Origin of the sequence: Peptoniphilus harei (assembly GCF_016726485.1) — a bacterium.
In the GTDB taxonomy this organism is placed as follows: Bacteria; Bacillota; Clostridia; order Tissierellales; family Peptoniphilaceae; genus Peptoniphilus_A; species Peptoniphilus_A harei.
Map to the genome: position 1 here is coordinate 1,752,231 of NZ_CP068103.1, position 26,129 is coordinate 1,778,359.

The 26,129-nt window shown below is 31.5% G+C and carries 24 protein-coding genes; 22 read left to right on the forward strand and 2 right to left on the reverse strand.

The genetic code is table 11. From position 1 onward, the window contains the following. Positions 1-60 precede the first annotated feature (60 nt). The 5 genes from dnaX to I6I93_RS08330 all read left to right on the forward strand — a co-directional run bounded on the left by dnaX (position 61) and on the right by I6I93_RS08330 (position 6,159). Positions 61-1,791, forward strand: a complete 1,731-nt coding sequence (gene dnaX / locus I6I93_RS08310; protein WP_112890159.1) for a DNA polymerase III subunit gamma/tau — start codon at positions 61-63, stop codon at positions 1,789-1,791. Between the two features lie 8 nt (positions 1,792-1,799). After that, on the forward strand, positions 1,800-2,141 hold the full coding sequence (locus I6I93_RS08315; protein WP_070701061.1) for a YbaB/EbfC family nucleoid-associated protein: 342 nt from the start codon (positions 1,800-1,802) through the stop codon (positions 2,139-2,141). A gap of 1 nt (position 2,142) precedes the next feature. Next, entirely contained in the window at positions 2,143-2,745 is a 603-nt protein-coding gene (recR, locus tag I6I93_RS08320) for a recombination mediator RecR (protein WP_070701062.1), read from the forward strand. A 55-nt stretch (positions 2,746-2,800) separates the two neighbouring features. Further along, positions 2,801-4,705, forward strand: coding sequence for an ATP-dependent zinc metalloprotease FtsH (gene ftsH, locus I6I93_RS08325; protein ID WP_112890160.1), 1,905 nt, complete (start codon positions 2,801-2,803; stop codon positions 4,703-4,705). Positions 4,706-4,860: 155 nt separating this feature from the next. Next, positions 4,861-6,159, forward strand: a complete 1,299-nt coding sequence (locus I6I93_RS08330) for a Na+/H+ antiporter family protein (protein ID WP_112890161.1) — start codon at positions 4,861-4,863, stop codon at positions 6,157-6,159. A gap of 131 nt (positions 6,160-6,290) precedes the next feature. Here the strand turns inward: I6I93_RS08330 and tnpA are convergent, their stop codons facing one another. Beyond that, the gene (tnpA, locus tag I6I93_RS08335) at positions 6,291-6,764 is read right to left on the reverse strand and encodes an IS200/IS605 family transposase (RefSeq protein ID WP_005955379.1); all 474 of its coding nucleotides are present in this window, start codon (positions 6,762-6,764) and stop codon (positions 6,291-6,293) included. Between the two features lie 312 nt (positions 6,765-7,076). Further along, the gene (locus I6I93_RS08340) at positions 7,077-7,490 is read right to left on the reverse strand and encodes a Fur family transcriptional regulator (RefSeq protein WP_112890162.1); all 414 of its coding nucleotides are present in this window, start codon (positions 7,488-7,490) and stop codon (positions 7,077-7,079) included. Positions 7,491-7,612: 122 nt separating this feature from the next. Here I6I93_RS08340 and I6I93_RS08345 point away from each other — a divergent pair, with 122 nt between their 5' ends. The 17 genes from I6I93_RS08345 to I6I93_RS08425 all read left to right on the forward strand — a co-directional run bounded on the left by I6I93_RS08345 (position 7,613) and on the right by I6I93_RS08425 (position 26,123). Continuing rightward, entirely contained in the window at positions 7,613-8,686 is a 1,074-nt protein-coding gene (locus I6I93_RS08345; protein WP_112890163.1) for a metal ABC transporter substrate-binding protein, read from the forward strand. Continuing rightward, positions 8,686-9,345, forward strand: coding sequence for a metal ABC transporter ATP-binding protein (locus I6I93_RS08350; RefSeq protein WP_112890164.1), 660 nt, complete (start codon positions 8,686-8,688; stop codon positions 9,343-9,345). Before I6I93_RS08345 ends, I6I93_RS08350 begins: the two co-directional genes overlap by 1 nt. Further along, positions 9,345-10,136 carry a metal ABC transporter permease gene (locus I6I93_RS08355; protein ID WP_112890165.1) on the forward strand — a complete coding sequence of 264 codons (792 nt, stop codon included), beginning with the start codon at positions 9,345-9,347 and terminating at the stop codon, positions 10,134-10,136. Before I6I93_RS08350 ends, I6I93_RS08355 begins: the two co-directional genes overlap by 1 nt. Before the next feature lie 133 nt (positions 10,137-10,269). Further along, positions 10,270-11,313: a 3-dehydroquinate synthase gene (aroB, locus tag I6I93_RS08360; RefSeq protein WP_112890166.1), complete on the forward strand. Its 1,044-nt coding sequence runs from the start codon at positions 10,270-10,272 to the stop codon at positions 11,311-11,313. Next, positions 11,306-12,541, forward strand: a complete 1,236-nt coding sequence (locus tag I6I93_RS08365; RefSeq protein WP_112890585.1) for a 3-phosphoshikimate 1-carboxyvinyltransferase — start codon at positions 11,306-11,308, stop codon at positions 12,539-12,541. The genes aroB and I6I93_RS08365 overlap by 8 nt, the downstream gene beginning before the upstream one ends. Then, positions 12,531-13,616 carry a chorismate synthase gene (aroC, locus tag I6I93_RS08370; protein ID WP_112890167.1) on the forward strand — a complete coding sequence of 362 codons (1,086 nt, stop codon included), beginning with the start codon at positions 12,531-12,533 and terminating at the stop codon, positions 13,614-13,616. Before I6I93_RS08365 ends, aroC begins: the two co-directional genes overlap by 11 nt. Continuing rightward, positions 13,613-15,124: a shikimate kinase gene (locus I6I93_RS08375; RefSeq protein ID WP_112890168.1), complete on the forward strand. Its 1,512-nt coding sequence runs from the start codon at positions 13,613-13,615 to the stop codon at positions 15,122-15,124. The genes aroC and I6I93_RS08375 overlap by 4 nt, the downstream gene beginning before the upstream one ends. After that, the gene (aroQ, locus tag I6I93_RS08380) at positions 15,105-15,545 is read left to right on the forward strand and encodes a type II 3-dehydroquinate dehydratase (RefSeq protein WP_112890169.1); all 441 of its coding nucleotides are present in this window, start codon (positions 15,105-15,107) and stop codon (positions 15,543-15,545) included. The genes I6I93_RS08375 and aroQ overlap by 20 nt, the downstream gene beginning before the upstream one ends. Beyond that, positions 15,542-17,557, forward strand: a complete 2,016-nt coding sequence (gene pabB, locus I6I93_RS08385; RefSeq protein ID WP_112890170.1) for an aminodeoxychorismate synthase component I — start codon at positions 15,542-15,544, stop codon at positions 17,555-17,557. Before aroQ ends, pabB begins: the two co-directional genes overlap by 4 nt. 1 nt (position 17,558) lies before the next feature. Then, entirely contained in the window at positions 17,559-18,347 is a 789-nt protein-coding gene (aroF, locus tag I6I93_RS08390; RefSeq protein ID WP_112890584.1) for a 3-deoxy-7-phosphoheptulonate synthase, read from the forward strand. Further along, complete coding sequence (locus I6I93_RS08395) at positions 18,331-19,044, forward strand: aminotransferase class IV (RefSeq protein WP_112890171.1); 714 nt, start codon at positions 18,331-18,333, stop codon at positions 19,042-19,044. Before aroF ends, I6I93_RS08395 begins: the two co-directional genes overlap by 17 nt. A 133-nt stretch (positions 19,045-19,177) precedes the next feature. Beyond that, positions 19,178-19,648 (forward strand): Cys-tRNA(Pro) deacylase, encoded by a 471-nt coding sequence (gene ybaK / locus I6I93_RS08400; protein ID WP_070701087.1) that lies wholly within the window; start codon positions 19,178-19,180, stop codon positions 19,646-19,648. Between the two features lie 2 nt (positions 19,649-19,650). Continuing rightward, a complete protein-coding gene (locus I6I93_RS08405) occupies positions 19,651-21,315 on the forward strand; it encodes a phospho-sugar mutase (protein ID WP_112890172.1) in 1,665 nt (554 codons plus the stop codon). A gap of 4 nt (positions 21,316-21,319) precedes the next feature. Then, positions 21,320-22,231 carry a 1-phosphofructokinase family hexose kinase gene (locus I6I93_RS08410; protein WP_112890173.1) on the forward strand — a complete coding sequence of 304 codons (912 nt, stop codon included), beginning with the start codon at positions 21,320-21,322 and terminating at the stop codon, positions 22,229-22,231. A 13-nt stretch (positions 22,232-22,244) separates the two neighbouring features. Next, positions 22,245-22,796: an isochorismatase family protein gene (locus I6I93_RS08415; RefSeq protein ID WP_112890174.1), complete on the forward strand. Its 552-nt coding sequence runs from the start codon at positions 22,245-22,247 to the stop codon at positions 22,794-22,796. Between the two features lie 74 nt (positions 22,797-22,870). After that, positions 22,871-23,890 (forward strand): metallophosphoesterase family protein, encoded by a 1,020-nt coding sequence (locus tag I6I93_RS08420; protein ID WP_070701096.1) that lies wholly within the window; start codon positions 22,871-22,873, stop codon positions 23,888-23,890. Beyond that, positions 23,880-26,123, forward strand: a complete 2,244-nt coding sequence (locus I6I93_RS08425; RefSeq protein WP_112890175.1) for an ATP-binding protein — start codon at positions 23,880-23,882, stop codon at positions 26,121-26,123. Before I6I93_RS08420 ends, I6I93_RS08425 begins: the two co-directional genes overlap by 11 nt. Positions 26,124-26,129 lie beyond the last annotated feature (6 nt).

Genomic DNA, 26,129 nt, shown 5'->3' on the forward strand with positions numbered 1-26,129 from the left:
TAGATTAGAAAACAATTTAATATAAAGATTTTTCATGTATAATTATTAGCAGGTGAGAGAATGTATAAAGCTTTATATAGAAAATACAGGTCAAAGACCTTTGATGAGCTTTACGGCCAAGAGGCTGTAGTAGCTTCATTAAAAAATCAAGTAAAAAACAATGAAATAAGTCATGCCTATATATTTCAAGGTACTAGGGGAACAGGAAAGACATCTGCTGCCAAAATTTTATCAAGAGCAGTTAATTGCCTTCACCCTGTCGATGGGAACCCTTGTAATGAATGTGAGAATTGCAAGAGAATTTTAAATGAATCTGTCTTAGATGTTGTTGAGATGGATGCTGCCAGCAATAATGGTGTAGATGATATTAGAGACTTAAAGGACAAGGTAATTTACCCTCCTCAAGCTCTTAAATATAAGGTCTATATTATTGACGAGGTTCACATGCTATCAAAGGGGGCCTTTAATGCCTTACTTAAAATTTTAGAAGAGCCACCAAGACATCTTATTTTTATTTTAGCAACAACAGAAATAGAAAAAATTCCTGCAACTATTTTATCAAGGTCTCAAAAATTTAATTTTAAGAGAATATCTGTTGAGGATATTGAAAGTAATTTAAAGAGAATAACTGAGCTTGAAGGGAAATCTTGTGATGAAGAAGTCTTTACCCTAATTGCAAAAACAGCTGACGGAGCAATGAGAGATGCTCTATCAGTTTTGGATCAGCTTCTCACAAAAAATGAAGACCACATTAAACTTGAAGATGCCATGGAGGTTCTTGGGATATCATCTTCAGAATTATTATTTTCTCTATCGAAAGCAATGATTGAAAAAAATATAAACGGGTCACTCCATGCTATTGATGAAATCTATAGAGAAGGTATTGACTTCAATACACTTTCTTCACAAATCTTAAATCATTTTAGAGATATATTATTGGTAAAAACCTTAAAGGATCCAAGAAAAATTGTTTACACTACTTACTTAAAGGAATTTCAAAATCTGGCAGGAAGTGTTGAGCTAGAAGACCTTCTAAATATAATAGAAATATTAAAAGAGCTTTCTTTTGAAATTAAGTATGCTGACAACAAGAGAGTTGTCTTCGAGATGAATGCAATTAAGATTTGCAAAAGGTCTAATAAAGATGATTTAGAAGGAAGAATTAAATCCTTAGAGGACAAGATTAATAATTTGGGAAGGGATATTCCATCTAATTCTAATTCCAATATTTCATCAAATAATATTGAAGACAATTTCAATAACTATGAAGATAATTATTATGATTATAATCCAGGAGATTTTTATAAGGCAGATGTGGCTCCTAATAAAGAAAAAACCAGCAAGTCTTTTGTGGAAAATAATAGAGAAAACATCAATGGTGATGAAAGCTCTAGAATTGAAAAATCAAAGCAATCTGCTATAATTGAAAATGATAATACTAAAAATCTTGAGGAAAAAAAGGATAAGACCAATAATATTACAATTGATAGGATAAAATCAGATTGGGATAAGATAATAAATGAACTTATCTCAAGAGGTTTTAAGGGCTTTGCAGGTTTTGTAGGACATGCAAGACCAGTTAGTTTAAATGGTAATACATTGGAAATAGTATTTGAAGAAAAGGATAGCTTATTTTACGAATACTGCATGATGCAGGAAAATAAGAAGGTTTTGCCTGACCTACTAAATAATGTTTATAATACAAATATTGACGTTAGGATGAAGTTAAAAAAAGGTGGAGTAGATAAGCTAGAAGAGATTTTTGGAAAAGATAATATAGAAGAAATTTAGGAGGAAATATGGCTAGAGGTGGATTTAATGGCTTCCCTGGTGGAGGCGGAAGAAATAATATGATGAAGCAAATCGAAAAGCTTCAAAAGCAAATGGAAGAAATGCAAGAAAACTTAGCAAACGAAGAAATTTCTGCTACAGCTGGTGGCGGTGCAGTTCGTGCTACTGTAAATGGCAACAAAGAACTTATTTCTATTGACCTAGATAAGGATGCAGTTGATCCTGATGATGTTGAAATGCTTGAAGATTTAATTGTTGCTGCAGTTAATGAGGCACTTAGAAATGCTGAAAGCAAGATGAGTTCTCAAATGGGTAAATTCACAGGCGGACTAAACATTCCGGGGCTATAATATGGCTAAGGAAATAGGACCTATTGAAGATTTAATAAAGAGATTAAATCGTCTACCAGGAATTGGGTCAAAGACTGCTCAAAGATTAGCCTATTATATAATTGGTCTTGAAGAAAGAGAAGTTAGGGACCTAGCAGAAGCTCTAGTCTCTGCAAAAAATAACACTGTTGAGTGTTCCATTTGCATGAACTATGCAGACAGTGACCCTTGTGAAATCTGTTCCAACAAAAGTAGGGACGATTCAATAATTTGTGTTGTTGAAAGTCCAAAAGATGTTGATGCAATGGAGAGGTCTCTTAGTTTCCGTGGCAAATACCATGTTCTTCATGGAGTGATTTCGCCTTTAAAGGGAAAAACTCCTGAAGATGTTACAATTAAGGAACTAATTAATAGGATAGAAGAAGGGGAAATAAAAGAAGTAATCGTTGCTACAAACCCAACTGTAGATGGGGATGCCACAGCTAGGTATATTAAAAATATCTTAGAAGATTACGATATAATTGTTTCAAGAATTGGATATGGTCTACCAGTTGGTGGAGATCTTGAGTATTATGATGAGATTACAATTCAGACAGCAATGGAAAATAGAAGAAGACTAGATTAATTTTGGGACTTGGTCCCAAATTTTTTCTTTATTCACCTTTAAGAGGGGGAAAATTTTGTCAAATAAGAATAATGATTTTAAAAAATATATTCCCACAATAATTTATGTAATTTTGGCTATTTTAATTTTTTATACAGTAGCCATTGTACTTTTGCCAAGGTTAAATAAGGATTCAGAAATAAAAGAAACAGATTATGTGTCCTTTGTAAATATGGTAAATGGGAATCAAGTAAAGAAAGCAGAGGTAAGAGATAGGACAATTGCCTTTGAAGTTGAAAAAGATGGGAAGAAAATTAAATATGAAACTAACAGGATGTATGATCCCAATCTAGTTGATAGGCTAGTAAATAAAAATGTTAAGTCTGCCCAAGTATACAAGCCTGAAATGAATCCAGTTGTGTCCTTCATAATTTCAACTGTAGCAACTTTTGCAATATTTATTGCCTTTTGGCTTTTCCTTTCAAAATTTATATTTAAGAAAATGGGCGATGTTGGCCCAATGAATTTTGGAAAGAGTGGAGCAAAAATTTATGTTGAATCAACTGATGGTATAAAATTTGACAATGTTGCAGGCCAAGATGAGGCCAAAGAAGCTTTATCAGAGCTTGTTGACTTTTTACACAATCCAAAAAAATATACAGAAATTGGTGCAAAACTTCCAAAGGGAGCTCTACTTGTAGGTCCTCCGGGAACTGGTAAGACACTTTTGGCCAAGGCAGTTGCCAGCGAAGCTGAAGTTCCTTTCTTCTCAATATCTGGATCAGCCTTTGTGGAAATGTTTGTTGGTCTTGGAGCTGCTAAGGTAAGAGATTTATTTAAACAAGCAGTGGAAAAGGCACCATGTATAATTTTCATAGATGAGATTGACACTATTGGCAAGAAGAGAGATGGTTCTGGCTTCTCTGGAAATGATGAAAGAGAACAAACTTTAAATCAACTTCTTTCCGAAATGGATGGCTTTGATGCAAAGGCCGGAGTTGTAATTTTAGCGGCAACTAATAGACCAGATTCTCTAGATCCTGCTCTTTTGAGGCCAGGTAGATTCGATAGGAGGATACCTGTTGAATTGCCAGACCTAAAAGGAAGGGTGGAAATCTTAAAAGTTCACGTAAAAGACATTAAGAAAGAAGATAACATTGACTATGAAAAAATTGGAAGGGCAACTGCTGGGGCAAGTGGGGCTGATCTTGCCAACATGGTAAATGAAGGAGCTCTTCGTGCAGTGCGTGAAGGTAGAGATAAGATGAGCGAAAGAGATTTAGAAGAATCAGTGGAAGTTGTTCTAGCTGGATATGAAAAGAAAAACGCCGTTATATCCCCACGTGAAAAAAGAATTATTGCCTATCATGAAGTAGGACACGCTCTAGTTGCAGCTAAGCAAAAGGACTCAGCACCAGTTCACAAGATTACAATTATTCCTAGAACTTCAGGGGCTCTAGGTTATACAATGCAAGTTGATGAAGAGGAAAAATTCCTAATGACTAAGGAAGATGCAATTAATAACATTGTAACTCTAACTGGAGGAAGATCTGCTGAAGAATTAATTTTTAATATTAGGACAAGTGGTGCTTCTAATGATATTGAGAAGGCAACAAAAATAGCTAAGGCAATGGTAACAAGATTTGGAATGACAGATGAATTTGGTTTTGTTGCCCTTGAGTCTATGTCAAATGCCTATCTTGGAGGAGATACTTCTCTTCAATGTTCTCCACAAACTCAATATGAAATTGATGCAGCAGTTCAAAAAATTATTGATGATGCACATGATGAAGCTAGAAAAATTTTAAGAGATAACATTAAGGCCCTTCATGCAATTTCAGAATATTTACTTCGTCAAGAAACAATATCTGGTGAAGAGTTTATGGATATTTTGAAAAGATATGAAAAAGAGGAAACACTTTCACAAAAAAATATTGAGGATGAAAGCGAAAAAAATATTAGTGACTCTTCTCTAAATTAAGGCTCAAATTACAAGTTTAAGATATATATTTATAAAAAAATAAATAATATTTATGGGAAAAAGATTTTTCTATTTTTAGAAAAGTCTTTTTTTTGATGTCAATTTAGATTAAAATAAACTTAAGCGAGGTAATAAAAAACTAGAAGGGAGAAAATATGATATTTACAAATGCAGTTGTGCTGTCAGTAATTATTTTGGCAGCCTTATGTTTAGCAAAAATTCCAGTATTTTTTGCTTTAATGATTTCAGCAATATCTGCAGGACTTATTTCAGGTATGGGAATTGCTGAAACTATGAACACCTTAATAGGTGGAATGGGAGGTAACGCTGAAACAGCCTTAAGTTATATACTATTAGGTTCTTTAGCTTACTGTATGGAAGAAACTGGTGCAGCAGGAATAATGGCTAAGAAGATTGGATCTCTAGTTAAGGGAAACAAAATCTTACTTTGTGGAATAATAATAGTAATAGCTATAATGGCTGAAACTGTTATACCAATCCACATTGCTTTTATTCCAATATTAATACCACCACTTCTTGCAGTTACAAATAAGATGAAAATGAACAGAAAAATGCTTTCTGTTTCCTTTGGATTTGGCTTGAAGGCACCTTACATTGCCTTACCACTTGGATATGGTGCGATTTTCCATGGATTAATTATTGATTCTTTTGGAAGGTCTGGACTTAATATTACAGATAAGGATGTAACAGGAACTAACTGGATTGTTGCAGCAATTATGTTCTTAGGTCTTTGTGCAGGATTAATTTTCTTTATGAAAGACAAGGAATATGAAACAAAGGATGTAGAGGGAGAAATAGTTGAAGTTCCAGATAAACTTGAAAAGAAGCACATTTTAGTCCTTCTTTCAGGAGTCATTACTGTTGTAGTTCAATTATTAACAGAATCACTTCCTCTTGGAGCCTTAGTTGGACTTATCTTTGTTGTAGCCACAAGGGTAATCAAATGGTCTGATATGCAAAAGATGCTTGACGGTGGTATTAACATGATGGGCTTTATTGCCTTTGTAATGTTAATTGCAGCAGGTTATGCAAATGTAGTTATTAAATCTGGAGCTATTGATGACTTAGTACAAGTTGCTCAAAACCTACTAGGTGGTTCAAGACTTGTAGCTTCTTATGTAATGATTTTACTTGGACTAATGATAACTCTTGGAATAGGAACTTCTTTTGGTACAGTTCCAATTATTTCTGCAATCTATGTTCCAATTGCCATGAGTTTAGGTTACTCAGTGCGAGCAACTATTCTACTTGTTACAATTGCAGCTGCTTGTGGTGATGCAGGATCTCCAGCATCAGATACAACACTAGGACCAACATCTGGCCTATCTGTTGACGGTCAACACGAGCATATAAAGGATACATGTATACCACAAATGTTATGTTTTGGTTTACCATTAATTATTCTAGGTGGATTTGTAACAACATTGCTATAAAAATATGAAATCATAACCACCGGCTAAGCCGGTGGTTTGTTTTGCCCCTATAAGGGGCTGTTACCGGCAGCATTCCATGCTTCGAGCTTTCTTTCTCGTGCACCAATTTTCACAGCTGGTGCTAAAGCACCTTATTTTTTGCTTTTGTTTACTTGCTCACCCGTAAACGGGTCAACAAATTCTTTAATGCTTATTTGATCTGCCATGTAATCTTCTTTTAATTGATTTTTTATATATTCTTGTATCTTTTTCGCATTCTTACCTGCTGTGTCTACATAGTATCCTCTGCACCAAAAATGTCTATTTCCATATTTATATTTTAAGTTTGCATGCCTATCAAATATTATTAGACTGCTTTTTCCTTTTAAATATCCCATCGTTTGAGATATACTGTATTTTGGTGGAATTTCCAACAACATATGGATATGGTCTGGACAGCATTCCGCTTCTATTATATTTATTCCTTTTCTATCACATAAATCTCTTAATATTTTTCCTATATCTTGTTTTAATCTTCCATATATTACTTGCCTTCTGTATTTTGGAGCAAATACTACGTGATACTTACAATTCCATGATGTATGTGATAAACTATTTTTATCCATTTTAGGATACCTCCCTTTTCTATTTATGCTACTGCCAGTAACATTAATAGTTTATCACGGGAGGTTTTTTGCTTGAAGCTAAAGCTTATTTTCCTACCACCAGCATAGCTGGTGGTTTATTCATGCTAAAGCGTACAATAAAAAATAAAAGAGACTTACTGCGGGGTGTACAGTAAGTCTCTTTTATTTTCGAAATATAAGTAAAGGATAGTAAAATAACTTTTTCATTATTTCACTAAATCAATTATAACTATAAAAATTAAAAAAGTAAAGAAAAATCTTGCTATACGAAGAATGTTCCACTATACGGAATTAAGCTTTTTGACATTCTGGGCATAATCCCTTTAACTCAACAATATGGCCAATAACCTTAAATCCAGTCTCTTCTTCAGCAATTTTTTCAAAATCTGATATAGGACACTCTTTTATTGGTGATACTTTGCCACACTTTGAACAAACAATATAGTGTCTGTGCTCAGATCCAGCAAACTCATAGTAAAAAAGTCCATTAGAGTATAAATTTTTTCTTATTATTCCCTTGTCAGACAATTCATTGAGCATTCTGTAGAGGGAAGTAAAGCTAGGTATAGCATCTTTATCTGCAGTCTCAAATATTTCTTCTGTGTTCATGGGTACTTGTGATTTATTTAATTCTTCTAAAAGAGCAAGTCGTCCTTTAGTGATTTTCATATTATTTTTTCGTAAAATGTCTTCAAAGTTTTTCACTATTCCACCGCCTTTAATATGTTAATTATAACAAAATTTAAGTATTTTTAAAAAAGTCCTTTTATTAATAAAAAATTCTGTTATAATTACTAATGCAAATCATTATTGTTTAGGAGGAAAAAATGAAAAATATTAAAAAGATTGTATTTTTATTAGCAGGAATTATTTTATTATCAGGATGTTCTAAGGCGGGAATGAAAGAAAATGCCACTGAAGAGAGTAAGGGAGAAAATAAGTTAAAAGTTTACGCTTCAGTATATCCTATGTATGATTTCACTAAAAAAATTGCTGGTGATAAAGTAGATGTGGAAATGATTATGCCACAAGGAACTGAACCTCATGGATGGGAACCGGATTCTAATGCAATTAAAAATCTAGAAAATGCAGATATGTTTATTTATAATGGAGCAGGTCTTGAATCATGGACAGACAAAGTTCTTAGTTCACTTTCAAATAAGGATTTAAAGGTTGTAGAAGCATCTGAAGGTGTAGACCTAATTAAATCAACTCATACTCATGACCATGAAGATGAAGACCATGAACATGAACATGAAGATCATGAACATGAAGCAAATCATAATCACAATCATGAAGCTGAAGAAAACCACAATCATGAAGCTACAGAAAATAACCATAATCATGAAGACCACGACCATGAAGGACATCACCATGGACCAATGGACCCACATGTTTGGATCTCACCTAAAAATGCAAAAATAGAAATGGAAAACATCAAGAATGCTTTAGTGGAATTTGATAAAGACAATGCAGATTATTATGAGTCAAATTATGAAAAATATGCTAAAATGTTAGATGAACTTGATGCTAAATACAGTGAAAGCTTAGGAAGTCTTCCAAATAAAGAAATTGTTGTAAGTCACGAAGCTTATGGTTATCTTTGCAAAGACTATGGCCTAACTCAAATTGGAGTTAAGGGTGTAAATGCAGAAACAGAACCAGATGCTAAGAAAATGGCAGAAATAATTTCTTACATCAAAGAAAATAATATTACAACTATTTTTACAGAGGAATTAATTGATCCTAAGGTTTCAAATATTATTGCTAGTGAAACAGGTTGCCAAGTTAAGGTACTTTCTCCAATCGAAGGATTGAGCCAAGAGCAAGTAGACAATAAGGCAGATTATTTTAGCATCATGGAAGAAAATCTAGAAAATTTAGTAGGTGCTTTAAAATAGTGAAGGAAAAATTGTTAGAAATTAAAAATCTGAAATTTAAATATAATGATGATTTAGTTTTAGATGATATAAACTTTGATGTCTATAGGGGCGACTATATCGCCCTTATAGGATCTAATGGTGCTGGAAAGTCGACTTTAGTTAAACTTATTTTAAACCAACTTAAGCCGCTAGATGGCACTGTTTCTTTTTATACAGAAAATGGAATAAAAAACATTGGTTACGTACCACAACTTTCTGTACCATCAAGTCTTGAGTTTCCAATCACAGTTTCGGAACTCTTGTCCCTAACTCTTTATCCAAGGAATAAGGGATTTAGAAAATTAAAAAACTACCATAAAGAGAAAATAACCAATGCTTTAAATCTTGTTGGCATGAACGATTATAGTGACAGGCTTTATACAGAGCTGTCTGGTGGACAAAGACAGAGAATTTTAATTGCAAAGACCCTAGTTGCAACTCCTGAGTTTTTGATTCTTGATGAACCTATGACTGGTGTAGATAAGGAGTCTAAGGAAGCCTTATTCCATCTTTTAAGTCACATAAATCAACAGCACAATATTACAATTCTTATGATAACTCACAACCTTGAAGAAATAGAAGACAATGTAAACAAGGTCTATGAGATAAAAGATAAGAAGATAAGGGAAGTGAAATAATGGAAATTTTTCAGTATTCATATATGATAAAGGCTTTAATTGTTGGAGCTTTTTTATCGATTATAATCCCTTGCATGGGTGTTGTAGTTGTAAACAAAAAAATATCTGTAATTGGGGATGCCCTATCCCACGTTTCCCTTGCTGGTGTTATGCTGGGACTTATGACATCAACTTCTCCAGTTATAGGAGCTCTAGTACTTTGTGTAGTGGGTTCTATATTCCTTGAATATGTTAGGACAAAGTTCCCTGGATACCAAGAAATTTCTTCTGCAATATTAATGAGCACAGGAATTGGTCTTGCATCACTTTTTTCAGGATTTGTTAAGACCAGTGCAAATTTTGAAGAATACTTATTTGGATCTATTATAGCGATTCCAAAGTTAGATTTTTATTTAATACTTGGAGTTTCAATTATAGTATTTTTCTTGTTCTCATATTTATTTGTTGACTTAATGTATATTTCCTTTGATGAGTCCTCTGCAAGACTTTCTGGAGTTAACGTGGATAGGATAAATTTAATTTTCATGATTCTAATAGCTGTTACTATTTCTGTTTCAGCAAGGACTGTTGGTATTTTAATAATTTCATCCCTAATGGTTGTGCCAGTAGCTTGTGCCATGCAGTTTAAAGTTGGATATCTAAAGACAACTATCTTGGCATCAATTTTCGGATTTATTTTTACTATGCTTGGCTTAGTATCTTCCTTTTACCTGGGCTTAAAACCAGGTGGTGCAATTGTATTAATTGGAGTCTTATTTTTAACAATTTTACTGATTATAAAGAGAAAATAATTTAATAAAAATTTTAACTGGAGATAACTTTTTTCTCCAGTTTTTTATTTAATCTGATAAAAATATTAGTGACTTCTTTATTTATGACTGCCTATGATTTATGATAGAGAGAGCGAATACTTAGGGGTGTTTTATGGAAATACTAGTAAAAGAAAATAATTATAAAATAAATATTGAATATAAAAGTGACGACAAGTTAAGAGATTTTTTAAGAGGTAGAAGTGAATCAAAGTTTTTGCTAATTACTGATGATAATGTCTTTTCTCTATACGAAGATAGGATAAAAAATATAATGAAGGATCTTTCTTATTATGTTTTTAAAATTGTCCCAGGCGAAAGATCAAAGTCTATTGAAAATTATATTAAGATTAATAAATTTCTTGTAGAAAATAATTTTAACAGGGGCGACGCCATTATTTCCTTTGGTGGAGGTGTAGTTGGAGACCTTGGAGGCTTCGTCGCTTCAACTTACCTAAGAGGGATTGATTTTATTGCTGTACCTACAACTTTATTATCAATGATAGACTCTTCTGTTGGAGGAAAAAATGGTATAAATTTTATGGATTTAAAAAATCAAGTTGGGTCTTTTTATTTTCCTAGCTACGTCCATATTGATTACAGTTTTTTAGAAACTCTTGACGAGAGAAATATAAATAATGGGCTGGCAGAAATTTTCAAATATTCTGTACTAAAGGATAGGGAACTTTTTGATTATTTAAAATCAGCAGATAAAATAGATTATGAAGAGATTATTTACAAGTCTCTTAATATAAAGCTAGATTTTGTGAGAGACGATGAAAGAGATAAGGGGAAGAGACAAAAACTAAACCTTGGTCACACAATAGGTCATGGGATTGAGTCTCTATCAAATTATAAACTTAACCATGGGGAAAGCATTGGAATAGGAACTATATATATGGCAAGGGCGGCTTATAAATTGGGACTTGCAAAAGATGAATTTTATAAGGACTTAATTGAAGCATACAAGAAGCACAACTTGCCAATATCTTATGATTTTGATACAGATAAAATTTTAGAAGTACTAAAGCACGATAAAAAGATAAAAAATAATATAATTAACCTTATAATTCCTACTGAAATTGGCCAAGTTATAAGCAAGAAAATGAACTTTGATGACTTAAGAGAATTTATTGAATTGGGCAAAGACGATGATTAGATTAGTTGAAAACAAGAAATTAAAGGGAGAAATTCCAGGGATTACTTCAAAATCCTATGCTCATAGGGCTATATTTTGTGCAGGTCTCGCTAAAGGTAATTCTATTTTAGAAATTGATAACTTATCTAAGGACATAGAAGCTTCTCTAAATTCTATGGAGGCTTTGGGAGTTAAGCTTGAGAGAGATGGAAATAAGTTTCTTATTTCTCCACCTGAAGAATTTAATAAAAGAGCAAGAATTGATGTAGGAGAAAGCGGAACTACATTGAGGTTTATCTTGCCTATTCTTGGAGCTCTTGGAATTGAAGCTGAAGTTATAAGAAGAGGAAGCCTTGTGGGGAGAACTAACTCTGTTTATTTTGATTTACTTCCAAAACACGGTGTTTCTATAAGAGAAGATAAGGAAAAAATTTTCATAAGTGGAAAATTAAAAAATTATAATTTTGAACTTCCAGGAAATATTTCTTCTCAATTTATTTCTGGTCTTATGTTGGCTTCAGGAGGAGTTGGAGAAGTTTGCGAGATTAAGCTAACAACTGAAAGGGAGTCTAAACCTTACATTGATATGACAATAGAGGTCATGGAGAAATTTGGAGTTAAGCTAGAAGAAAGTAACAACGCCTATTCTTGTAGTGGAAGCTTTATAGGACAAGATTATCTTGTTGAAAAAGACTGGTCCAATGCCATATTTTTTCTAGCTTCAGGAGTTGAGGTTAAGGGACTGGATAAGGATTCAATTCAGGGAGATAGAGAAGCAATAAAGTATTTTAATGAACTTGGCTTAGAAAATATTTCAAATAATTCTTATAAATTTATAAAGAAAAATGAATCCAAAGTTAAAATTATAATAGATGCAAAAAATATACCTGACACAATTCCTATTCTGTCGGTTTTATGTGGAATTTATGGAAATGAAATAGAAGTTGTAAATATTGAAAGACTGAAATTAAAAGAAAGTGATAGGATAAAGTCAACAGTAGAAATGCTGGAAAGATTAGGTATAAGAGTATCTTTAAAAGAAGAATCATTTTCCTTTAATGGCATAGGTGAATTTAATTCTTGTGAAATAGATTCCTATAATGATCACAGGATAGCTATGACGGCAGCAATTGCGGCAGGATTTGCCAAGGGACCTATTAAAATTCTTGATAGCGAATGTGTGGAAAAGTCCTATAAAGATTTTTATAAGGATTTAGAGTCACTGGGAGGTGAAAATCATGTCCTATAGTTTTGGTAAAAATTATAAAGTAACTTTATTTGGTCAGTCACACTCAAAAGAAATTGGGCTGGTTATTGATGGAATTAAGGCAGGATATAAGATAAACGAGGACTTAATTGCAAAAAATCTTGAAAGAAGAAGACCAGGGAAAAATGAATTTTCAACTACAAGAAAAGAAAAAGACTTATACCAACTAGTAAGTGGTGAAGTAGATGGACTAACTTGTGGGGCTCCTCTTTGTGCAATAATTAAAAACAAGGACCAAAGGTCAAGGGATTATGAGAACTTAAAGGATAAGCCAAGACCATCACATGCCGATTATCCAGCCTTTGTAAAATTTTGCTCACACAATGACATTAGAGGTGGAGGGCAATTCTCTGGAAGGATGACAGCTCCCATAGTTATTGGGGGTTCAATTGCAGAAGACCTTTTAAATCAAAGGGGAATAAAGATTTATTCTAGAATAAAAAGCATTGGTCAAGCTAAGGATGACGACATCATACTGGAAGATATTAAAGAAGAAAATTTTTCTGATTTTAAAGATCAAGTTTTTCCTGTAATAAATTCTTCTTCAAGAGAAAGAATGAAGGAAGAAATCTTAAAAGCTAAAAAAAGTGGAGACTCCATAGGTGGTGTAGTTGAAACTTTTATTTTAAATATGCCTGTGGGAATTGGTGAACCTTTTTTCGATTCCATAGAATCTGTAATTTCTCATGCAGTATTTTCTGTACCAGGGATTAAGGGAATTGAATTTGGAAGTGGTTTCGAAGCCGCAAATATGTTAGGAAGCACCCACAATGATTCCTATTATTATGAAGGTGATAAAGTTAAGACTAGAACGAATAATCACGGGGGAATAATTGGTGGACTTTCAACAGGTATGCCCATAGTATTTAGGACAGCTGTTAAACCAACAAGTTCTATTGCCAGGATTCAGGATACAATATCTTTAAAGAATAAAAGCAATGAAAAATTAAAAATTGAGGGGAGACATGACCCATCAATTGTGCCAAGAGCACTTGTTGCAATCGAGATGATTACTGCAATAGCTATCCTTGACCTAATTATGGAAGGTGAAAAATGAGAAATCTAAAAGAAGATAGGGAAATTTTAGATGGTATAGATAAGAAAATAATCGCTCTACTTGAAGAGAGAATGAAAATTATAAAAGAAGTTGGTCTTTATAAATTAAATAATAATTTAAATACAGAAGATAAAAATAGAGAAAAAGAAATAATCGAAAAATTAGAAAGTGAAATTAACTTAGAATTCAAAAATATTGTAAAGCCTATTTATAAAGAAATTTTTAGTGAAAGCAAAAAGATTACATCGAAAATAAAAAATGAAAACTTTAAATATGGTTTAATTGGTGAGAGCTTATCTCACAGTAAATCCAAAGAAATTCACGAACTATTAGCAGATTATACTTATAATTTAAGAGATATAAAAAGAGAAGAACTTGATGAGTTTTTTGAATCTAAAAGGTTCAAGGGTATAAATGTGACAATTCCCTACAAGGAAGCTTCTATGAAATATCTTGATGACATAGATAATCTTGCGAAAGAAATTAGAGCAGTAAATACTATAGTAAATAGGGACGGAAGACTAATAGGTTATAACACTGACTATCTAGGATTTGATTACAGTTTAAATTTTTATGAGATTGATTTAAAAGGGAAAAAAGTATTAATACTAGGATCAGGTGGAGCAAGTAAGATGCTACAAAAACTCGTTATAGATAAGGGTGCTGAAGAATTTGTAGTAATTAGCAGGTCCAGTGAAAATAACTATGATTCACTAGAAAAATTTAGTGAATTTGAAGTTATAATTAATGCAACACCTGTAGGTATGTATCCAAATAACATGGAATCAAAGGTAGATTTAAATAAATTTAACAATCTAGAAGCGGTTATAGATTTAATTTACAATCCACTAAAGACGAAACTCTTACTTGACGGAGAAAAATTAAATATAAAAACAATGTCAGGCCTTATGATGCTAGTTGCTCAAGCCTTTTTTGCATGTGAGCTTTTCTTGGACAAAAAATTAGATGAATCTTTAATTATTCAAATTTACAAAAAATTAAAATCTGATATGGAAAATATTATTTTAATTGGCATGCCTTCATCAGGCAAGACTACAATGGGAAAGAGTTTAGCAGAGGAACTAAATAGGGAATTCTTCGATATTGATAAATTAATAGAAGATAAGGAAGACAAAACAATTCCAGAAGTCTTTGAAGAAAAAGGCGAAGATTATTTTAGAAACTTAGAGACTGGAGTCCTAAAAGACCTTAGCAAAAAAAATGGACTTGTGATTGCCTCTGGAGGTGGAACTCCATTAAGAAAAGAAAATAGAGATTATATATTGCAAAATTCCCTTGTAATTTATCTAAAGAGGGATTTAGAAAATCTAGAAACATCTGGAAGACCACTATCAAAAAATTTGGAAAACCTTAAAAAGCTTTATAGTGAAAGAAAAGGAATTTATGAGGACTTGGCCCAAATAAAGATTGATGTAATAGAAGATAAGAAAGAAAATTTAAACTTAATCTTAAAGGAAGTTGAAAATTATGAAATTATTGGTGATTAATGGACCAAATATAAATATGCTGGGAATAAGAGAAGTAAATATTTATGGAAGTGAAAACTATAAAACTCTTTTAGAAAGACTTAATAATATTGCTCTTGAAGAAAATATTGAACTTGAACACTTCCAATCAAATCACGAAGGAGCCATCGTAGATAAAATTCAAGAAGCTTATGAAAATTTTGATGGTATAGTAATAAATCCAGCTGCCTATACTCATACAAGTGTTGCAATCCTTGATGCTCTAAAGGCGGTGAGCCTTCCTACGGTTGAAGTTCATATTTCAAAAGTTTCAGAGAGGGAAGACTTTAGACAGGTTAACTTTATAAGAGATTACGCTATAAAATCTTTTGAAGGTTTAGGAATTGCTGGATATGAAAAAGCAATACTTTATCTAAAAAATTATTTAGAGGAGGAAAAATGAAATCATTAATAATAGATAATTATGATTCATATACCTATAATTTATTCCAACTAATTGGAAAAGTTTCAGGAGTTGAACCATTAGTAATTAAAAATGATGAAATGACTTATGATGAGATTTTAAATTTAGAATTCGACAATGTAATTATTTCTCCTGGCCCTGGTAGTCCAGACAAAGAAAAAGACTTTGGAGTTTGCAGGGAAATAATTGAGAAATTAGATAAGCCAATTCTTGGGATTTGTCTTGGTCACCAAGGAATATATTACTATCATGATGGAGAAGTTGTAAGAGCAAAGGAACCAATGCATGGAAGACAGAGTCCTGTTATCCACAATGGTAAGGGCATATTTAAGGGAATAAAAAATAACTTTATTGTCACTAGATATCATTCACTTACTTGTAAAGATGAAGAGCTTGATGATATTAAAATTGATGCAAGAACACCTGATGGGATTGTTATGGGAATTTCTCACAAAACTAAGCCGATTTATGGCCTGCAATTTCATCCAGAGTCAGTTGCAAGTGATTGTGGAGAAGAACTAATAAAAAACTTTATAAATATTACTAGAGACTTTTATAATAAAAATCAACTTGCTTATGAAATAATTGAAAAAGATTTTGATACAGAAGGCCTATATGAAATGCTTTATGAATATGACGAGAATACTCTATGGCTTGATAGCAGTAAGGTAGAAGAAGGCCTTTCAAGGTTTTCTATTTTTGGCCTCCAAGGAGAAAAAAGAGGTCACACAATAAAATATGATGTTGACAAGAAAATAGTGAAAAAAACTTTTGTGAATTCAGATAAAAAAGAAGTTTTTGAAGAAAATATCTTTGATTACCTAAAGGCCAATAGACCTAGGTGGGAATACGATGAAAACCTACCTTTTGACTTCCAATTAGGATATATTGGCTACTTTGGATATGAATTAAAGAAGGATACAGAAAATGTTGTAAATAAATATTCTTATTCATACCCTGATGCTTATTTAAAATATTGTGACAGGGCACTTGTATATGATCACATGGAGGGTAAATTATATCTTCTTTCTTACAAGGATGACGTGGAATGGAAGGAAGATATAAAAAATCTTTTGAATAAGGAAATAGAAATAAAAAAAGAAGTACCAACAAGAAGAGATTTTCCAAAATTAAAGTTTGTAAAAGATAAGAAAACCTACACAGAAGATATTTTAAAAATAAAAGATTTAATTCGTGCTGGGGAAACTTATGAAGTATGTCTTACAAATAGACTTGATATCTTTGACAAAATTGATGGAAAGAATTATTATATGGAACTCAGAGATAAAAGTCCTGGACAATATAGTGCCTTTTTACCTCTTGATGAATTAAAAATTGCATCTTCATCAATGGAAAGATTTTTAAGGGTTGATAAAAATAAAATTGTATCAACTAAGCCAATTAAGGGTACTATAAAAAGAGGAGAGTCAAAAGAGGAGGACGAGAGATTAATTGAAGAGCTTAGGAGTGAAGAAAAGACTAAGTCAGAAAATTTAATGATCGTCGACCTTCTTCGCAATGACTTGGGTAAATTTTGTGAGATTGGCTCAGTAGAAGTCCCAAAACTTATGGATGTAGAAACTTATAAAACTCTACACCAACTTGTGACCACAGTCTCTGGAAAAATTAAGGACAATGTTGATATAATAGAAGTTCTTGAAAAAACTTTTCCTGGTGGTTCTATGACAGGAGCTCCTAAAAAGAGAACACTTGAGATAATTGACGAACTTGAAACTTATCCTCGAGGTGTTTATTCAGGAACGATTGGATATATATCAAACAATTCAACAATGGATTTTAATATTGTCATAAGAACGGCACTTATCGAAGAAGATAAGGCTACAATAGGAGTTGGTGGTGCCATTATTCTATTATCTGATGAGGAAGAAGAATTTGATGAAATAGTTTTAAAGGCTAAGGGCTCACTTCTTGCACTCCAATCTTATTACAATAATTTAGATGAAATAGATATTGAGGGAAGCAAAAATTAAAATGAGAGAAAATTTAAGTAAAGATAAAATTGTAAAAATTAAAGATATAAATTTAGGAGATGGCAAGCCAATTTTAATAGCTGGACCATGCTCCATTGAATCACGTGACCACATAATAGAAGAGGCTAAAGACTTAAGGAGAATTGGTGTTGACATAGTAAGGGGTGGAGCTTTTAAACCTAGAACATCACCCTTTGATTTTCAAGGAATGGGATTTGAAGCTGTAAAATTTTTAAATGAAGCATCAAAGGAAGCTGGTGTGCCTGTTGTCACAGAAGTTTTAAGTGAAGACCATGTTGAACTTATAAAAGATCATGTGGATGTACTTCAAATTGGGTCTAGAAATATGTACAACTATGCTCTTCTTAAGAAAGTTGGGAGGACAAATAAACCAGTAATTTTAAAGAGAGGATTTTCTGCTACTCTTAAAGAATGGGAAATGGCCGCAAAATATATTGAAGTTGAAGGCAATGAAAATATAATTTTCTGCGAAAGAGGAATAAGAACCTTTGAAACTGAAATGAGAAACACACTTGACCTTGCAGGGGCCTACATGATAAAAGAAAAAACTGGCTATCCTGTAATAGTTGATCCAAGTCACGGAACTGGTAAGAGAGAACTTATTGAACCAATGGTGAGGGCTATACTTGCTCTTGGTCTTGATGGTGTAATGGTTGAAGTTCATCCGAACCCTGATGAGGCAAAAAGTGATGCAGCGCAAACTATTGGTTATGACTCCTACGAGAGAATTGTAAAATATTTTGAGGAATTCAATGAAAATAGAATTTGATGACGGTTATTCCTTTGGAAAGGGAGCCTTTGAAACTATTAAGGTAGTGGATGGAAGGCCCCTTTTTCTAGAAAGACATTTAGAAAGGCTTAAAAAGTCCTTAGAATTTTTCGGCATCTCAAGAAAAATTGAAGAAGAAAAGATTTTAGAATATATAAAATCATCTGATGATAAAAATTTCGCCCTAAAGCTTATTGTATCTGACAAAAATTTTATACTAACAAGTAGAGCTGATAATTACAGGGGAGATAATAAGAGATTTAAACTTATTGTTGCTGAAGTTAGGAGAAACTCTTCTTCAAAAATGATTTATCACAAGAGCCTTTCTTATTATGAAAATATTATGGAACACAGATTGGCATCAGATAAGGGATATGACTCTGCTCTTTTTATAAATGAGAGGGGAGAAGTATGTGAAACTTCTTTTGCAAATATATTTTTTGTAAGAGATGGAGAAATATTTACACCAGTAATTTCTTCTGGCCTTCTACAGGGTACCATGAGAGATTTTATTATAGAAAATTATCAAGTTAAGGAAGAGATTATTTATTTAGATGATTTAAAAAATTTTGATGAGGCTTTTATTTCCAACTCCTTAATGGGAGTTAGAAATGTTTCGCTTATAAATGATATTATTTTTAACGAAGAAGATAAGACTAATTTAATTCAAGTTGATTTAAAAAAATATGGTTTTTAATATTTTTTAAGAAGCTGGCTAAGAGCCAGTTTTTTTATTGGCATAATTTATACACTTATAAAGCAAAAACATTCAAAAAGATGAAGAAAATATTATTTTGTTGTAAAATTAATGTAGATGAAAAGGTGATTAAATGAAAAAAACAAATGCAATGAGAATTCTTGAAAGTGAAAATATAGATTTTGAAATAATAGAATATTCTACTAAGGATGGAATAGGTGGAGTAGATGTTGCAGAAAAATTAGGAGAAGATAAGGATAGGGTTTTTAAGACTCTAGTAACAGAATCAAAAGAAGGAGAAAATTTCGTTTTTGTTGTTCCTGTATCATCAGAACTTGATTTAAAAAAAGCAGCAAAGGCTTCAGGATCAAAAAAAGTTGAGATGATACCTCAAAAGAAACTTCTTCCACTAACTGGTTACGTGCATGGTGGATGTTCACCTGTGGGAATGAAAAAAGAATTTAAAACTTTTATAGATTCATCAGCAGAAAACTTGGACTTCTTTTATGTAAGCGGTGGAAAAGTTGGTATGCAAATAAAATTAAATCCTAAGGAATTAGTAAACCTAATCGATGGAGAATTTGCTGATATAAAAAAGGAGTAAGTATGTATAGAGATATTTATGAAAAGTGGCTTGCAAGTAAAAGCGTTAGCCCAAAATTAAAAAATCAATTATTAAAAATACAAGCAAATGAAGAAGAAATTGAAGATAGTTTTTACAAAGATCTAGAGTTTGGTACAGCTGGTCTTCGTGGAATTCTTGGACCTGGAACAAACAGGATGAATTATTTAACGGTTGGTAAGACTGCTCTTGCCCTTGCTGAATTAATAGACAGCCTTGGAGAAGATGTAAAAAATAGGGGAGTAGTTATTGGACGTGACATAAGACACCAGTCTTATGAATTTTCTATTTTAACAGCAAAAATTTTGGCAGAAAAAGGAATCAAAGTTTACTTATTTCCAGGAATTACACCAACACCACTTCTAGCATATTCAATAAGATATTTAAAGACAATCTCTGGAATAATGATTACCGCTTCCCACAATCCAAAGAACTACAATGGATTTAAACTTTACTGGGAAAAGGGATCACAAATTCTAAATGATATTGCTGAAGAGATTGAGGCAAGATCAAAAGAAATAGATATCTTAGATTATGACTTTAATTCACTTAAACAGTTAGGAGACTATAAAGAAATTAAATTTTTAGGAGAAAATATAACAAATTCCTTCTATAAGGATACTTTAAGTCTTTCTTTAACAGATGATATTGATAAGGACATTAAAATTGTTTACACCCCTTTAAGTGGTTGTGGGAATAAATTTGTAAGAAAGGTTTTATCAAGAAGAGGATTTAAAAATGTTTATGTAGTTCCTGAACAAGAAAATCCTGATGGAGATTTTACAAATGTATCTAATCCAAATCCTGAAGATATTAGGGCCTTTGATAAGGCAACTGACCTAGCAAAGAAAGAAGGTGCAGATATAATTATTGCAACTGACCCAGACTCTGATAGGGTAGCTGTTCTTGAAATGGGAGAAGAAATTTTAAGAATTACTGGAAATCAAATGGGATTTATCCTAGGTAACTTCTTACTTGAAATGGATGCGCATAAAAATTCAGAAAATCCTTCTTTTGTCAAAACAGTTGTAAGTGCTGATTTAATCAAAAAAATTGGAAAAAACTACGAAGTTGAAGTTTTTGAAACTCTAACAGGTTTTAAAAATATTTGTAACTTACCAAACATTTGGGATGAAAGCCATGAACATGACTTTATCTATGGTTACGAAGAATCAATTGGATATGTAATTGGGAACCATATTAGAGATAAAGATGCAGTTGGAACTTCAATGATAATTGCTGAAATGGCAGGATACCTAAAGAAAAGAAATCTTAAAATAAAAGATTATATCGAAGAGATCTATAAAAAATATGGATATTTTGAAGAGTATCTTGATTCAGTTTACTTTGAAGGTAAAGATGGAAGCAGTACAATGAAAAAAATCATGGATAGTTTTAGGGATATTGAGTCCTTTGAAAAAATAGGTGATTTAAAGAAAAAAGAAGACTTTATTGATGATAAAGAAAATCCACAAGATCTTTTGAAATTTTATTTCGGTGATGAAACTTGGTTTGCCTTAAGACCTTCTGGCACTGAACCAAAATTAAAAATCTATGCTTACGCAGTGTCTGATAATGAGAAAGACGCAAAAGATAAAATTAATATTATGAAAGAAGAGATAATGGATAAAATCCAAACAAGTAGGTGAAAAAATGATTCTTTATTGCGACTTTAACCCAAAAATTGTTAGAGAATTTAATTTAAAAGATGAAGCTGGGAATTTAATTGAAACTTCAAAAATTTATCCCAGCGGTCATGGGATTTACATGTCCCTTTTTGCAAAGAAACTTGGTATTGACTCAGAAGTATTTATGCTGAAGGGCAACAAAAGAGGTAGAGAAATTGCCATGTCCCTAAGTCAGCTAGGTATAGATGTTAACTTTACAGGTCTTAAAGACGAAAATGTTGAAGAAGTTTTGATAAAATCAAAAGATTCTAAGAAAGTTTATAGAACTGAAGATCCAAGAATAACCATGGAAGATAGGTCAGACATTTTAAATTCTTTTGAAAGATCTCTATATAATAAAAAAATAGTTGTAATTCCAAAGATAGATTTAAAGGGTTTAAATGATAATATTTATGAAAAACTTGTAAAAATTTGTTATCAAAACAAGGTAAAAGTTGCTGTCAACCCAAGAAATCATGATGAAATGGAAAAAATAAATCCTTATATTTTAATGTTTGATAAAAAAGACATAGAGAAGGATAAAAAAATTAATTATACTGGGGAAGTAATTGAATACAATAAAAAATTTATAGAGTCAGGAACTAAAATTGTCTTTGTAAATAGCAAAAGGGCAACAATTATTTCCACAGAAGAGAAAAATTATAGGGCCTATATAAATAAGGATAAGTTAGAAAATAAAATTTTAACTGAAAAATTTGATACTGGTCTATCACTGTCTGGACTTGCAATTGCAATTGACAGAGAATATGATTTTATAACTTCAATAAAACTTGCAATCTCTTGTGGAGTGTGGGAAAATTTTGTAGACAAGGATAAGATAGAGATGAGCGCTATTAAAAAAATTATGAATAGTGTGGAAGTAGAAGAAATTTCATAAGTCAGGAGGAATAATGAAAAATTTCAAATTAAATAGAGATGATGTTGTTTTTACATTTATAGATATTCAAGATAAACTCTTAAAGGCAATGTACAACAGAGATGAGATAGTAAAAAATTCAACAGTTTTGGCAAAAGTAGCAAGCACTATTGGAGCAGAAGCTATTTACACAGTTCAGTATCCTAAGGGACTTGGCTTTACTAATGAAGAGGTAAAAGCTCCTCTTAAAGATAAAAAAGAATTTGATAAATTAACTTTTAACTCCTATGGTGACGAAGAAATAAAAAAAGAATTTGATAGACTTGGCAAGAAACAAGTTGTTCTATGTGGTATGGAAACTCATATATGTGTATTCCAAACTGTTAGAGCCCTACTAGAAGCAGGTTACGAAGTTTTTGTGGCAGAAGATGCAATGGGATCAAGGACTGAAAAAAATTCTAAAAACGGAATGGAACTTCTTCGCGAAATGGGAGCAGTGATTTCAAATACAGAAACAATTTTATTTGACCTTGCAGGTATTGCAGGCACAGATGAATTTAAAAGTTTACAAAAATTAATAATTTAATAAACTTAGAGACTAGAGCTTCCAGGTGGAGGCTCTTTTTTTATAATCTGTGATATAATTATTTTGGTGATAAAATGAAAATAATTCACACTGGTGATTTACATTTAAAAAAACTTTATAAGGGAAAGCTACCTCTCGAGGTTTCAAATAAACTTCTTGAGGATGCTTGGCGTGCCCTCTTTGAAGTTTTTGAATTTTCAAATGAAGTTGAAGCAGATATTATTTTAATAGCTGGCGATTTATTCGAGAAAGAATATTTTAACCTAAGAGATTTAAATAGATTTTTAGATTTAGTAAGAAATGTTAAGGCTAAAATATTTATTGCCTTTGGCAACCATGATTATCTCTCAGAAGACAACTTATTTTTAAAAGTAGACCTACCAGAGAATTTGTATATATTTAAAAACAATCTTGATTATTTTGAATTAAGTGAATTAAAAACTAGGATTTATGGAATTTCCTATGATTCTTATGCTTTTAATAGAAATTTTGGAGATTTAGATTTAGACGAAGAATTTATAAATATTGGTCTCTTTCATTCAGACTTAAAAGATGAAAGATATTTACCACTTAGTAAAGATTTTTTACAAAAATTTAACTATGTCGCTCTCGGACATATCCACAAGAGGGCAAAGGTGTATGATAACACTTACTACTCTGGATCTTTAATTCCCCTTTCTTTTAAAGATGAAGGCAAGAGGGGGATAATTTACCTGGATGATGAGAAAAAATCATTTGAATTTAAAAATTTTTCCAAGAGAGAGTTTATAAATCTTGAAATAAATTTGAATAAGGAAATGACCTTTAGTGATATTTTAGGGTCTATCCAAGAGAATATCTACCAAGATAATCTTTATAGGATTAGACTAAGGGGAGAGACAAAACATCCTGAAGATTTAGAAAACTTTCTGCGAGAAAATTTAAATGCTTTTTATTTTGAAATATTAAATGAACTATACGATATAGAAGAAGACTTTGAGATTGAAGATAAATATATCTTGGAATTCTTAAATAGCTTCGGTTCTAGTAAGACTCAAATGGATGCGAAGGAACTTTCTAAAAAATATATTTTGGAGCAATATTATGATATTTAAAGAATTAGGACTTTTAAATTTCGGAAAATTTGAAGATAAAAAGATTGAGCTTCAAGATGGAATAAACTTAATTTATGGAGTAAATGAGGGTGGAAAGTCCACTATAACAAATTTTATAGATGGAATTTTTTATGGTTTTAGTCGTGACTCCTTAGCTAGAAAGGTTCGTGACGAACTTTTTGAAAAATCAAGGCCTTGGTCTTCTAATTTATATAGGGGTTATATTATTTTAAATGATGGTGAAGAAGACTATAGAATAAGCAGAGACTTTGACAAGGATGAAGTTTCAATCTTAAATCTAAATACAGGTGAGGACCTTTCAAATGATGAAAGAAATTTTTTATATTCAAGGATTCCTCAACCAGGTGTAATATTTTTTGAATTAAATAGAAAAATTTATAAATCAAGTTTTTACCTTGGACAAAGGCTCAGTCAATTGGAAGATGATGCTAGTGATGAACTAAAAACTAGGATTAATAATTTTTCTATTTCTGAAGATGAAAACCTTGATTTAACTAAAGTAATAGAAAAAATGGAGGAAGATCTTTACAATTTAGGGACAAAAAGAAGAAAATCATCGGAAATCGGAAGATTCTACGATGAATTGGAAAAAATTTCAAAAGATAAGGCAAACTTTATAAGTTTTAAGGAGACTTATAAAAATTCTATTGAAGACTATAAGCTTTCTAAGGACAAATTAAAAAATCTTGAATATAAATTAAAGGGTAGAAAGCTTTTTGAACTTGAGACCTTAAAGGCGAAGTTAAAAGAATGCCAAACTAATGAATCAAATGGAGAAAATGATTATAAATTATCTGAACTTGAAAGAGCAATTGAGATAAATAAAGAACTTGGAATCTACTCTAGTAGACTTGATGATCTCTTATCCACTGAGCAAAAAAACTTTGAAGTGGACCTAGATTTAGAAGAAGACTATAAGAGGTATAAGGAAATAAATAGAGAGATACAAGTCTTAAATGAAAATAATTATTCTAAAGAAATGGAAATTATATCATGGGACATAAAAAATCTTGAAAGAGAAATCTTTAAATATATTTTAAAATTTATGTCCTCTATGATAATTGGTGGAGCTGTAATATTTATTTCACTTTATTTCAAAAAATATTTAATTTCAATTGGATCTATTTTATTTTTTACTTATTCTTACTTTAGGATAGTAAAATTTAGGGAAAACAAAGACTTATTAAATAGACTAAAAAACAAATATCAAGATTATAGGATTAAGTCCCAAGAAAAAACTCTTATAAAAAAGGAATTTGATAAAGAAATCTCAGAAATTTTAAACAAGTATGGTGCAAGAGATAAAAAAGAATTAAGTGAACTTTTTGATTCAAAGCTCCAAGAGAATTTTAAGAATATTTCAAGAAATGAATATACTAGGGAATTGATGGAAAAAAATTCTTTAGAAATTGAGGATACAAAGAAAAAAATTCTTGAACACGAAGAAAACCTAGAAAATATTTTTAATAAATATGGAGTTCAAAATATTAAAGGTTTGAAAACTCTATTTCATTATAAAAAAGATGACAATAGGATTAGTGAATATAAGTATAGGATTGAGAAGCTGGAAAAAGAAAATTTAAGTGGAGATCTGTACAAAGAAGAAAATATTGAAGAAATCCAAGAAAAAATAGACAAGGAAAAAAACAATATTTTAAACTTAGAAGGTAGCTTAAAAACTCTTGATGAATCTCTAGAAAAGTTAAGAGTTTTAGATGAAAGATCTTGTGAGATCACTGAAAAGCTAGAAAAATTAGAATATAAAAAAGAATTACTTGAATTATCTATTGAAAAAATGGAGGACTTTGTTAAGTCTAAGCGAAAGAATACTTTTCCTCTTTTGAAAAAAGAAATTTCACAATACCTAAGTTGCATGACTCATGGAAAATATGAAGAAATTTTAATTGATGACACTTTTGGCATAAGGGTTTATGATAAGGATATAGAGGATTTCGTTGATTTGGATTCTTTAAGTCTGGGGACAATTGATCAGATTTATCTGGCCTTTCGTCTTTCTATATCAAAAATAATAAGTGACAAAGAAATTCCACTAGTACTTGATAGTCATTTTGATGCCTATGATGATAAGAGGTTAAAGGAATCTCTTAAAATGTTGGAAAGTCAGCAACAAGTTCTGATTTTTACAAGTACAAATAGGGAAAAAGAAATTTTAGATAAAAATAATATGGCATATAATTTAATAAAAATTTGAGGTGTA